The sequence below is a fragment of the Dolichospermum lemmermannii CS-548 genome (genome assembly GCF_028330815.1).
In the GTDB taxonomy this organism is placed as follows: domain Bacteria; phylum Cyanobacteriota; class Cyanobacteriia; order Cyanobacteriales; family Nostocaceae; genus Dolichospermum; species Dolichospermum lemmermannii.
On sequence record NZ_JAQMTJ010000184.1, the window covers coordinates 1 to 11573 of the forward strand.

General features: G+C 37.0%; 13 protein-coding genes. 8 read left to right on the plus strand and 5 right to left on the minus strand.

The window, feature by feature from the left end:
• Positions 1–252: 252 nt before the first annotated feature.
• The 3 genes from PN450_RS12230 (at position 253) to PN450_RS12240 (ending at position 2610) form a co-directional block, all read left to right on the plus strand.
• Positions 253–1077 (plus strand): CemA family protein, encoded by an 825-nt coding sequence (locus tag PN450_RS12230; protein ID WP_271836509.1) that lies wholly within the window; start codon positions 253–255, stop codon positions 1075–1077.
• Between the two features lie 84 nt (positions 1078–1161).
• On the plus strand, positions 1162–2412 hold the full coding sequence (locus tag PN450_RS12235; RefSeq protein ID WP_271836510.1) for a hypothetical protein: 1251 nt from the start codon (positions 1162–1164) through the stop codon (positions 2410–2412).
• Positions 2413–2418: 6 nt separating this feature from the next.
• The gene (locus PN450_RS12240) at positions 2419–2610 is read left to right on the plus strand and encodes a hypothetical protein (protein WP_015083680.1); all 192 of its coding nucleotides are present in this window, start codon (positions 2419–2421) and stop codon (positions 2608–2610) included.
• Between the two features lie 98 nt (positions 2611–2708).
• On the opposite strand, the gene PN450_RS12245 is transcribed toward PN450_RS12240, so the two are convergent.
• Together PN450_RS12245 and PN450_RS12250 are read right to left on the minus strand one after the other, a co-directional pair.
• On the minus strand, positions 2709–3416 hold the full coding sequence (locus PN450_RS12245; RefSeq protein WP_271836511.1) for a molybdopterin-dependent oxidoreductase: 708 nt from the start codon (positions 3414–3416) through the stop codon (positions 2709–2711).
• Positions 3417–3441: 25 nt separating this feature from the next.
• Positions 3442–4035 (minus strand): cytochrome b/b6 domain-containing protein, encoded by a 594-nt coding sequence (locus PN450_RS12250; protein ID WP_271836512.1) that lies wholly within the window; start codon positions 4033–4035, stop codon positions 3442–3444.
• A 345-nt stretch (positions 4036–4380) separates the two neighbouring features.
• On the opposite strand from PN450_RS12250, the gene nblS reads away from it, so the two are divergent.
• A complete protein-coding gene (nblS, locus tag PN450_RS12255; protein ID WP_271836513.1) occupies positions 4381–6351 on the plus strand; it encodes a two-component system sensor histidine kinase NblS in 1971 nt (656 codons plus the stop codon).
• A gap of 25 nt (positions 6352–6376) precedes the next feature.
• Here nblS and PN450_RS12260 read toward each other — a convergent pair whose 3' ends face one another.
• Positions 6377–6748, minus strand: coding sequence for a zinc ribbon domain-containing protein (locus tag PN450_RS12260; RefSeq protein ID WP_271836514.1), 372 nt, complete (start codon positions 6746–6748; stop codon positions 6377–6379).
• A gap of 176 nt (positions 6749–6924) precedes the next feature.
• Here PN450_RS12260 and PN450_RS12265 point away from each other — a divergent pair, with 176 nt between their 5' ends.
• Complete coding sequence (locus PN450_RS12265; protein WP_271836515.1) at positions 6925–7458, plus strand: hypothetical protein; 534 nt, start codon at positions 6925–6927, stop codon at positions 7456–7458.
• Positions 7459–7519: 61 nt separating this feature from the next.
• Here PN450_RS12265 and PN450_RS12270 read toward each other — a convergent pair whose 3' ends face one another.
• Together PN450_RS12270 and PN450_RS12275 are read right to left on the minus strand one after the other, a co-directional pair.
• Positions 7520–7681 carry a hypothetical protein gene (locus PN450_RS12270; RefSeq protein ID WP_271836516.1) on the minus strand — a complete coding sequence of 54 codons (162 nt, stop codon included), beginning with the start codon at positions 7679–7681 and terminating at the stop codon, positions 7520–7522.
• A 132-nt stretch (positions 7682–7813) separates the two neighbouring features.
• The gene (locus PN450_RS12275; RefSeq protein WP_271836517.1) at positions 7814–8701 is read right to left on the minus strand and encodes an alpha/beta fold hydrolase; all 888 of its coding nucleotides are present in this window, start codon (positions 8699–8701) and stop codon (positions 7814–7816) included.
• A 143-nt stretch (positions 8702–8844) separates the two neighbouring features.
• Between PN450_RS12275 and PN450_RS12280 the strand changes: the two genes are divergently transcribed.
• The 3 genes from PN450_RS12280 to PN450_RS12290 all read left to right on the plus strand — a co-directional run bounded on the left by PN450_RS12280 (position 8845) and on the right by PN450_RS12290 (position 11270).
• On the plus strand, positions 8845–9156 hold the full coding sequence (locus PN450_RS12280) for a carbon dioxide-concentrating mechanism protein CcmK (protein WP_015083687.1): 312 nt from the start codon (positions 8845–8847) through the stop codon (positions 9154–9156).
• A gap of 89 nt (positions 9157–9245) precedes the next feature.
• On the plus strand, positions 9246–9593 hold the full coding sequence (locus PN450_RS12285) for a carbon dioxide-concentrating mechanism protein CcmK (protein WP_015083688.1): 348 nt from the start codon (positions 9246–9248) through the stop codon (positions 9591–9593).
• Between the two features lie 543 nt (positions 9594–10136).
• Positions 10137–11270 carry a HetZ-related protein 2 gene (locus PN450_RS12290; RefSeq protein WP_271836518.1) on the plus strand — a complete coding sequence of 378 codons (1134 nt, stop codon included), beginning with the start codon at positions 10137–10139 and terminating at the stop codon, positions 11268–11270.
• Positions 11271–11573 lie beyond the last annotated feature (303 nt).

Consider the following 11573-nt stretch of genomic DNA (forward strand, 5'->3'; position numbering starts at 1 on the left):
AATAAGGGTTGAAATCAGCAAAAACCTATCACTTGACCAGATTCAATACTATTCTTCTCTTCTTCTAATTCTTCCTCCTGACTCCTGACTCCTGACTCCTGACTCCTAGCCCTCACAGACAACTTTTTCAGCACCCCCTATTTAATAACAAACTCAAATTGTAACTTCCTAGGTAGGATGATCAGGTTGATTCCAATCAGGGAAGAATTGCTATGATGACTACATCTCATCTCAAACTAGATTTATCTAATCGTGAAAAAACCATCACAACCATTTACATTCTTAAAAACTGGCATATTTCCTAGATCAATCGGTAGAACTTTCAAAAAAATTTTTCGTGATATATCTCCGAATGCAGATCAAGAATTTATTAAAAAATATCAAATATCCAGACAGCGGACAACTATAGCTGTCAAATTCTTATTACTGCTAATTATTGTTCCCCTTCTCACTCATCAACTATCTAAGCGGATATTTATCCTTCCCTTAGTAGAGAAGATGAGAACTGAAAACTCTCACCTGATTTTTCTCAATCAGGAAATGGAGAAAGAAGCTTTTCATGAATTAAAAATATTTAGAGCAGAATTAAAGTTTAAAAGTCTTCTGGATTCAGAATGGAAAAATTCCCCAGAAAATGTAGAATCCAAGATAAAAGAAAAAGCCCTAGAACTAGCAGCAAAATTTCGAGATAAAAGTGCTAACGCTATTAGTAATATATTTGCAGACATTATAGCATTAATTACCTTTGCATTAGTAATTGTTTTTAGTGCCAAAGATATTATTTCTCTTCAACACTTTGTAGATCAAATTGTTTATGGTTTAAGCGATAGTGCTAAAGCTTTTTTAATTATCTTATCTACAGATGTATTTGTAGGCTTTCACTCACCACATGGCTGGGAAATAATTCTGGAAGGATTTGCAGAACACTTAGGTTTACCCGCGAGTAGAAATTATATATTTATGTTTATTGCCACATTTCCTGTAATTTTAGACACTATAGTTAAATATTGGATATTCCGGTATCTTAGTCGTTTATCACCTTCAGCATTAGCTACCTTAAAAGAAATGAATGATTAATCATCTTAATTGGGCAGATTTCCCATTGTCAATAATTCTGAGAATGCTAAAATGGGGGGTAATCATTGTTTATTTTCATGAATTATGCGTATCCTCTTTAATCAAAAATTAAAAGTCACAGCATTTATTACTAGCTTATTAGTAGTGAGTTTTCTTAATAAACAGCCAATTCAACAACAACAGATTGTTAAAAATTTATCATTATCCCAAATAGTAAATTCTCCAATTAAAGGATTTACTCATGATATATCTCCGCAAGAAATATCTAATATAAATGTCAAAAATAATGATAAATCTATATTTTATTCAGTCATCAATGAATGGCGAAAATATCAATATAGTGTTAATTCTAATCAAGTATTAAAAATAGGGAAATTACCAAATAATCCCATAAATTGTAATCAAGCTGATTTGTTAACCGTACTCACAAATACTAGACAATATTTTCAGAAATACTCTCAAGAAGATCCCGATATTCAACGCACAGGCATCTTAGTAACTCAAGGAGTTACCGTTAAAGATATTCTGAAAACATTAGATTTTATGATTGTCGTCTTAGAAGAAGACATTTCTAATAAGCGAACAACTCGGTTACAAAATCCTAACTTTATTAACGCCAATTTTCGCGTAATTAAATGGTCTGCTCATAACCCAGAAAATCCGCAGCAGAAACAATTAAGAATTACTAAATATGCAGCTTTTATTCATGCCGGTTCTCGACAAAAAACTTCTACATATAATACGCCAATCTACGCTATTAACGAAGAAGTAAGCCAAGAAAAATTTTACACTCAATATACCAAACAAGATGTTTTATCAGGTATTTATGAACCTGGAGGTAAAGAATTTGGTAAAGTTAAACCAATTGCTTATTTAACTCGCAGTGGTTTAGAAGCAGCACTCATGCAGGGAACAGTATTAGTTAATTTTACAGATGGAACTAAAGAGTTTTTAAACGTAGATAGAAATAATGGAATGTCCTATATTCGGGGCTTAAAAGCAACTGCACAAACACGTTATTGGTATTTTAAAGAAGTTGATGCAATTAAAGGCTATGGATATAAAATAGATGCCAAAATATCCATTAAACCAGGAGTAACATTTGCTGGGGATGTTCTCAATATTGGTTTAGGAAGAATAATTGTCATTGAAGATAATCAGAGTGGACAGAAACGTTTAAAAATGGGCATAATTGCCGATACAGGTGGAGCATTTTTACCTAATCTTTATCAACTTGATTTTTTAGCAGGAACTTTCACCAGTGAAAGAGCTTTTGAGCAATACATTCAAAAATTACCTGAATATACAAATGCCTATATTTTAGTGAAAAAATAAGGTCAGTTGTCAGTAGGGGCGAAGCATTTGGAAGATAAATTATCGGTCATTGCCAAAAATAGTTCTCCAAATGCTTCGCCCGTACAGTGGTCACATTTGGAAGATAAATTATCCGTCATTGCCAAAAATAGTTCTCCAAATGCTTCGCCCGTACAGTGGTCAGTTGTCAGTTGTCAGTTGTCAGTGGTAATTAGATAATTTTCTTTCTCCTGATTCCTGACTCCTGATTCCTGACTCCTGACTCCTGACTCCTGACTCCTGACTCCTGACTCCTGAACTCCTGACTCCTACTTTATTTACAATCCTGCAAACCATTCATAACCCAAATCCTCCCAATAACCTTGAGCATTTGATAATTTACTGGTGAGGGTAACTCGTGTCACCCATTTACTTTGTTTATAGCCAAGTTTAATGGGTGAAGCTAACCGCAAAGGCGCACCATTTTCCACAGGCAAAGCTGCACCATTTTTTTGATAAGCTAATAGGGTTTGTGGGTGTAAAGCTGAAGCTATATCCCAACTTTCATAATAACCATCTGCTGATTTAAAATAGGCATATTTAACCGAGGATTTAGGTTGAGAAAGGGCGATAATTTCCCGCAAACGAATGCCACCCCATTGCACAATTGCCGCCCAGCCTTCTACACAAACATGACGAATAATCATAGAAGTGAGAGGTAAAGCTTGAATATCTGCCATACTCAAACTCAGCGGATGATTTACTTCACCATCTACAATTAAACGATATTTTGCTAGATCAATAACTGGTGTAGATTTAAAACTATTAATTATTAACTTATTTGGTTCAATTTGATTAGGTAAAAATTCTGGAACTGGCTTTTGAGGCTGAAATATTAATTCTTCAAATTTCTGATTGAGAGGTTCAGAAAGTTTCCCTACTAAATCTGCAAATATAGGTGTACCACAACCACCAAGTAATAAACTCATACTCGATAAACTAGAAAGTTGTAAAAACCTTCTTCGGGTAAATTCATGATTATTCATTTTGATGCCTAAATTCTGCTATTTTTTACAAAAATATAGATTTTGTCAGGGAATTTCCCCCTACCTTCTGCCCTAACTTCCAATGAAGCCAGACAAATATTACCACTGTTGGTACAGCAGCAAAGTGGACAATTCTTAATGCTTGCCAACTGCCAAAAATATCAACTATCCAATAAAATTGAGCAGGTTTGTACATTCCTATGCCTGTAAATATTGCCAGTAATAAAATAGGAATGATTGCTGTATAAATAATTCGATGCCAAGCATAATTTAAACGTTGGTGATTTTGACTTTTTTGTAATGCCTTGATATCTTTTTCGCTAACAAATCTATTTTTCCAGCGTTGGGTAATGAAAATATAAATTCCATAGCAGAAAAGATTCAGAGAAAATAGCCACATGGCTGCAAAATGCCAATGTCTACCTCCAGCCAACCAACCACCTAAAGTAAACAGGGGGAAAATATATAATCCACCACGGCCGCCAAAAACAGGATTAGCATTATAAATTTGCAATCCACTGGTGATCATAATAAATAAGCTGATGAAATTACAATAGTGGAAAATTTTTGCCCCTATTGCTTGGGTGGGTGATTTACGTGGTGTTTCCGGAGAATTCATAGATAGAATAGGAAAAATTTAATTACGTTATCAGTATTTTGGGGATAATTGACTGAGTGAGAATGTTTGTTAACCCTAGAAAGTTGAAATATTCTCAATTTTGGATTCTAGATGATTACGTATTTTACATTGTAATAGTCCCATCACATTACCTTTCTTGCAACTAAGTTTTTACGATTACTCCAAAAACATAGTTAAATTAGAAAAGAAGAGGTAAAAGATCAACTATATTCTTTCCTCTGTCCCCTGTCCCTCCTGCCAATTCCTAGCACGTTTGGAAAATTAACTGGCAATTTTTAGTTTTTGGGATAGAAAACAACAAACTACTAACAACCATATTTTAAGATGCTGGCTCTTTTTACAAATTTCCGAGATGAATTCGCCTCTGGTGCGTCAAAAGCACTCGCCAATTGGTGGTCAGAATTCACCCTTCAGACCAAACTCCTAGCCGTTGCCACCCTCATGGTTTCCTTGGTCATGAGTGGTTTGACCTTCTGGGCTGTAAACACAATTCAGCAAGATGCACGTCTCAATGATACCCGCTTTGGTCGTGATTTAGGATTACTCCTGGCCGCAAATGTAGCCCCCCTAATTGCTGATCACAATTTAACTGAAGTTGCCCAATTTTCTCAACGTTTTTTCAGTGCCACTTCTAGCGTGCGTTATATGTTATACGCTGATGAAACTGGGCAAATGTTTTTTGGTCTTCCTTTTTGGGAACCAGAGGTAGAAAACTCCCTCACTATTAAGCGCCATATCCAACTACCAGAAGATTATCCTGGTAATCAAAATCAGCCAATGGTTAGGCAGCATAACACCCCCGATGGTACAGTTACCGATGTATTTGTGCCTTTAATAGTAGATAACAAATATTTAGGTGTGTTAGCAGTTGGTATTGACCCTAATAAAACGGCAGTCATATCCACTAATTTCACCCGTGATGTTACCATTGCCGTTTTTATCACAATTTGGGTCATGGTGATTTTAGCAGGAGTAATTAATGCTTTAACTATTACTAAACCTATTAAAGAATTGCTAGTAGGTGTTAAACAAATTGCGGCTGGAAATTTTAAACAGCGCATAGATATCCCCCTCGGTGGTGAACTAGGAGAACTAATTTTCAGCTTTAATGAAATGGCAGAACGGCTAGAACGTTATGAAGAACAAAATATTGAGGAATTAACCGCCGAAAAAGCTAAATTAGAAACCTTAGTTTCCACTATTGCTGATGGTGCAGTTTTGATTGATAATAATATGCAAGTAATATTAGTTAATCCCACTGCTAAACGGATTTTTAATTGGGAAAGTGTGGATGTTGTTGGTAGTAATATACTCCATCACTTACCCCATACTGTCCAAATGGAAATATCCCGGACTTTATATGAAATGGCAGCAGGTGAATGTGAAAGTGCTGAATTTCGTATCCTCCTAAAACAACCTACTCAACGCACAATTCGCATTGTTTTAACCACAGTTCTTAACCTCCAACGGGAAAGTATTAAAGGTATCGCTATCACTGTCCAAGACATTAGCCGGGAGGTGGAACTGAATGAAGCTAAAAGCCAATTTATCAGCAATATTTCCCATGAATTAAGGACTCCTTTATTTAACATCAAAACCTATATTGAAACTTTACATGATTATGGCGAAGATCTAGGTATTGATGAACGCAAGGAATTTTTGCAAACAGTTAATAATGAAACTGATAGACTCACCCGCTTGGTTAATGATGTTTTAGATTTATCAAAACTTGAATCTGGTCGGAATTACACTTTTGATAAGGTAGATTTACCACAAGCAATAGAACAGACATTACGGACTTATCAGCTTAATGCTAAAGACAAAGGTATTGAACTGTGCCAGGAACTGACTCCTGATTTACCTTTTGTTTTAGGAAATTATGACTTGTTACTGCAAGTTTTTGGGAATTTAATTGGTAATTCTCTTAAATTCAGTCTAGCTGGTGGTAAGGTAGTTATCCGTGCTTATCAACTAGATGCTAATTCTCATTCTCAGCATCATTCTGGTAAAGTGAGAATTGAAATTAGTGATACAGGAATTGGTATCGCACCAGAAGATCAACAGGCAATTTTTGACCGATTCTTTCGTGTAGAAAATAGAGTTCATACTCTAGAAGGAACGGGTTTAGGTTTATCAATTGTCAGAAACATTATGGACAGACATCATAGTCAAGTTAATTTGGTAAGTGAAGTTGGTATTGGTACTACTTTTTGGTTTGATTTAGAAGTATTTGAGGAAGAGATTTCATCAACTGTGGAAATTATGCCAGAAAACTTAGAAGTAAAGACAGTTTAAGGGCAGTTTTCGTGATTCTGTTATATCAAGAGTTGAACAAAGTTATTAACAAACAAACTAATAACAAGCCTAGTATTAATAACAAAGTTTGATGGCGGTTTATCCAATTATTAACCCTTGTACTCAAGTTATAATTAGAATTTTGCTTTTGCAATTCTAATTCACTTTCTTCTATATTTTGATAGAGAGTACAATCTTGAGCATAGGGATATTGAGGAAAGTTACAGGTATGATCAAAATGATAGCTACAACTGTCGCATAGATGATCATTTCCTTGAGCGCGGTGCAAAGGAATACCAGGATGTCCGTAAGCTTTCAGCAATAGCCGACACTGAGGACAAGTAATTGCTTGACTATCAATAATTTGATGACAACGAGGACAAGATATAGTAGCCAAAACTGGAAAAAAATAGATAAGTAAACATCTTGATTTTACCTATTATCTAGACTAAATCACCCATAAATTGAAATAATAAAATACCTGATTTCTTGGAGAAGTTGGGTGTCTGATCTTTTTTTGTCACTTCCAGACTTATACTTGAAGAATGATCAGATAATGGAGTTTATAAAGTAATGCCTAAAAAAAATCTCTCTAACTTAATACAGGAAGAGGCTACAAAATTTACACCTCTACAAGGTGAACCTGTAATTGAAATTTCTGCTGAAGCAGTATTGGAAACACCAATACAAACCGCTAATACTCCTCCCCTTCCAAACAATAATCAGTTAGAATTGGAAGCTAGTATTAAAGAATTACAGCAAACAGTTTCTACATTAAAACAAAAAGAATCTACTTTAATCAAGCAAATGAGTGATTTACAAATAGCTGTTTCTGAAAAGGAAGCATTAGCAGAACGTTTAACTAAGGAACTTTATGAAACAAAACAAACAGCATTACAATTAGCAGATTCTAACTCTCAGTTGCTAGAAGAAATCAAGGTTTTAAACCAACCTAGTCAACAACCTCATTCACAACTTAGTCAACAAGCTAGTCAAATTTCCAAATCCATTCAATACAAAAAATCTCATAGGTCAATAGAACGACTTCAAGAAAAACCCAATCAAGACAGTGAGGATTTTTCCAAAAATACTTGGTTGTATGATTGAAGTGAGAATGCAGCACTTTCCGGTGTTATGAGGTACTTATGTAGCGGGCAAGATGCCCGCACTACAAGATGTTAAAACTGATAGCACCATTAACCATACCACTAATTCCGGCTATCCGACCATTAAAGGCTAAAAGGATAGTGGCACTTACAGCACTTCCCGGTGTTATGAGGTACATATCTAGCGGGCAAGATGCCCGCACTACAAGAGTTTCATGATTCAACTTTGTACCTCATAAGAGCGGTAGAACCGCACTTATACCAATGAGGATACCCCCAATTAGACCGTTAATCCAGTTAAATTCAGCCATGATAATTTAATATTTATCCTCTTATGAAATTTGTGAATTATGAGATTAATTCCGAAATTCTAATATATGTTCAGCGACAATTTGTGATTGTTCCAAGTGAGGAATATGACCACAATCTTTAATCCAAATTAGCTGACTTTGGGGAATTGCTTTAGCAAACTTGGGAGCATCCCCAGTTCCCAAAATTTTATCACTATCGCCCCACAAAATTAAAGTTGGTTGCTCAATTTTGGCAAGTTGGGGAAATTTAAAAGCACCATAACCACCACTTTTGGTAAAGGCAATTAAGGCTTGAGTCCAATTAGGCATTTGTAAGTGTAATTCTCCACAGCACAAAGCATCCTCGGAGATCAGATTTGGGTTTTTATATGCAGTTCGACAAATGCTTTTACGCACTTTGGGATTTCGCAAAAATTCCGTCGCCCAATAATCCAAAGGTGGAAATATATATTTACTTAATGGGGAATTACCTTTCAAACCCGCACTATCTATTAATACCAGTTGTTTCACTACCTCTGGGTAAGTGAGGGTAAAATCTATAGCCGCAGCCCCACCCATTGACGCACCCACCAAAATCACAGGTTGGTTAATCAGGGTTTGCCAAAATGAGTAGAGATGGTTTTTAATCGTGACCGAACTGTAAGCAATCCCCGGTAATCTATCTGTAAAACCAAATCCCAATAAATCTACGGCCCAAACTGCATTTTTTTCAGCTAGTAAAGGCAAAAGTCGGCGGTATTCTAGCACCGAACTATCAAAACCATGAATTAATAAAATCGGTGTACCACCATAACCTTGTTGGACATAAGTGGTATTAATGGGTTCATTGGCGGCATAAGTAATAATCGCCTGACTTTGGATATTTTGAGCCAAAGCGATGGATGTTGGTTCTGTGAGTTGCCCAACTGCGGCAGGAAGAAAACTTGGAAACATAAACTCCAGTTTACATCAGTGTGGATCACCTTAGCTAATACCCAGTCACCAATTAAAAAAAGAAAATTTCCGCAAAAATTAAAATAGGGACACAATCCACGTAAAATAGGAATCACTTATCCCGATAGTAGGAGATTTAAGCCATGCCAATGGCAGTTGGCGCAATTGAAACATTAGGTTTTCCTGCGGTTTTAGCATCAGCAGACGCAATGGTCAAAGCTGCTAGTGTCACGATTGTTTATTACGGTATCGCGGAAAGTGGTCGCATGATAGTTGCTGTCAGAGGCCACGTTGCGGAAGTGCAAACAGCCGTAGCCGCTGGAATTGTTGCTGGTGAAGAAGTTTATGGCGGTGAGGTTATTACCCACTACATTATTCCCAATCCCCCGGAAAATGTGGAAACAGTCTTACCTATCCACTTCACCTCCAAATCTGAACCTTTCCGTATTTTCTAAGTAAGTTCGCTATGAAAAATTGAAGCATTTCTTCATAAAAATTAACTTGTAGCAACCGATAACTTTATATTCAAAACAGGAGATTAAAAATGTCATCACAGGCAGTTGGATCATTAGAAACTAAGGGTTTTCCCGCCGTTCTCGCAGCAGCAGACGCAATGGTAAAAGCCGGTCGAGTTACCCTCGTTGGTTATATCAGAGTTGGGAGCGCTCGCTTTACCGTCAATATTCGTGGTGATGTTTCCGAAGTTAAGGCCGCTATGGCAGCCGGTGTGGATGCTGTAGAAAAAGTTCATGGTGGTACTCTCGAATCTTGGGTAATTATTGCCCGTCCCCATGAAAACGTAGAAGCTGTATTGCCAATTGCTTATACAGCAGACGTTCAACAGTATCGAGAATCTGTGGAAAATCCCATTATCGGTGCTGCTAGGATTTAATTCCATCTATTAGGTGGGTAATGGGTAATGGGTAATACAGCGGTTTCCGCTCTTATGAGGTACAAAGTTGAATCATGAAACTCTTGTAGTGCGGGCATCTTGCCCGCTAGATATGTACCTCATAACACCGGGAAGTGCTGTAGGTAATAGGTAATGGGTAATAGGTAATAAACCCCTATTCCCTCTTTCCCTAAATAGCAACTTGCATCAATAGTCCACAATATTATTATGTTCGTAATCCCATAACGTCTGAATCTTTACATCAAATCCATTAATTCATCCGTCTTAATCTGCGTTTATCTGCGGTTAATTATTCTTGAAATATTATTCAATGTAGCTTCATCTTAATTTGATACAGCACTTCCCGGTGTTATGAGGTACATATCTAGCGGGCAAGATGCCCGCACTACAAGAGTTTCATGATTCAACTTTGTACCTCATAAGAGCGGAAACCGCTGTATTACGGTCTATTGAACGAATCAACTAGGAGTTATTACCTGCTACTAAATCGCTAAATCTAATTTCAAGGAGCGCAATGTTGCTATGACACAAAATGGGGTAAATTTAGCTCAATATTGGCAACAGCGACTAATTACAGAATGTCCAGAACAAAGTCAGGCTACTAGACAAAGTATTCTTAATTGGCTTTTGGGAGTGGATTTAGCACGGTTTGATCTACTTAACCCCAAAGAACTAGAAATTGCTAAACAAGCAATGGAATATCGGTGGCGAATTCTGCACAAACGCTATTTAGGTATGAGCAGAGAAAAGGCTTATCGTCAACTCATTAGCCGCTTGAGTAGTGTAGTGGCGGTAAGAAACAAAATTCAGACGTGGATATCTCTCAGCCGCGATCGCCAACGAAGCGTTATTGATGTGCTGCAAGAAGTCCTCCAAGAACTGATGCAAAGTGACTCATATATCCAACAACAAATGACTCACATTACCGCATTAACAACGGACAAAAGATTGCGGGATACGTTACTATTTGCCAGCATAGAAGAATATTGTTTGCGTCCAGTTCGGAATCAACCGATATTAATGTACCGCTTTGTTAACTACCTGCGGCGAATTCAGCGAGGAGGCTTAACACAAGTACCTACTAGCGAATTAGTGAAACTTGTTTCTGAGGAAATTCTCACAGAAAATAACGACAATCCGATTAGCTTAGTTGATAATCAAGCGATCGCTCAATATCAAGAAACCCAACACTTAGAAGAACAACAAGCTAACCGTCAACTTGTACAGCAAGAATTTGAACAATACTTATTAGAAAATATTGGACAACAAGCAGTAGATTGGTTGCGCTTATATCTGCAAGGCAAATCCCAAGAAGAAATTGCCAAACAACTCAACAAACCCATTAAAGAAGTATATCGGCTGCGAGAAAAACTCAGTTATCATGCCGTGCGAGTCTTTGCTATTAAAGGCCAACCAGAACTAATTGATAACTGGTTGTCCATTTCCCTAGAAGAACATAATTTAGGGCTAACAGAAACCCAATGGCAACAACTTCCAGAAAAAATCACTCCCATAGGACAACAAATCCTCAACCTCCGCAAAGCAGGTAACTCCATAGAAGTCATAGCCCAAGAACTACAACTGAAAACCCATCAAGTTCTAGGTGAATGGACAAAAGTTTATCTTACAGCCCAAACCCTGAGAATTCAAAATTAGCATAAATTGAGAAAATGCCAGATTCACATAAATATAGCCTCAAATCTGGTAAATATGTCATAAGTTAAAAAGAGTGTCAAAGACAAAAATGAATTGCACAGATTTCTCACCAAGCGCAAGATATATTAGACTTAGGATGTCCAGTGGTATTAAGTACCTTCGCCTTAGAGGTTGTTTGAAAAGTATCAGATGAAACCCATAATTTCCAAAAACCTAACCCCCCTGCCCCCCTTCCCTACCAGGGAATGGGGTTTTCAAAGCCTCTCCCCGCGTCGGGGAGAGGTTTGGAGAGGGGTCAATTTA

Bases quoted from the DNA above. Each gene is read 5' to 3' on its own strand.
- PN450_RS12290 (WP_271836518.1), top strand. From the start codon at position 10,137: ATGACACAAAATGGGGTAAATTTAGCTCAATATTGGCAACAGCGACTA.
- PN450_RS12265 (WP_271836515.1), top strand. From the start codon at position 6,925: ATGCCTAAAAAAAATCTCTCTAACTTAATACAGGAAGAGGCTACAAAA.
- PN450_RS12285 (WP_015083688.1), top strand. From the start codon at position 9,246: ATGTCATCACAGGCAGTTGGATCATTAGAAACTAAGGGTTTTCCCGCC.
- PN450_RS12250 (WP_271836512.1), bottom strand. From the start codon at position 4,035: ATGAATTCTCCGGAAACACCACGTAAATCACCCACCCAAGCAATAGGG.
- PN450_RS12235 (WP_271836510.1), top strand. From the start codon at position 1,162: ATGCGTATCCTCTTTAATCAAAAATTAAAAGTCACAGCATTTATTACT.
- nblS (WP_271836513.1), top strand. From the start codon at position 4,381: ATGCTGGCTCTTTTTACAAATTTCCGAGATGAATTCGCCTCTGGTGCG.
- PN450_RS12275 (WP_271836517.1), bottom strand. From the start codon at position 8,701: ATGTTTCCAAGTTTTCTTCCTGCCGCAGTTGGGCAACTCACAGAACCA.
- PN450_RS12245 (WP_271836511.1), bottom strand. From the start codon at position 3,416: ATGAATAATCATGAATTTACCCGAAGAAGGTTTTTACAACTTTCTAGT.
- PN450_RS12280 (WP_015083687.1), top strand. From the start codon at position 8,845: ATGCCAATGGCAGTTGGCGCAATTGAAACATTAGGTTTTCCTGCGGTT.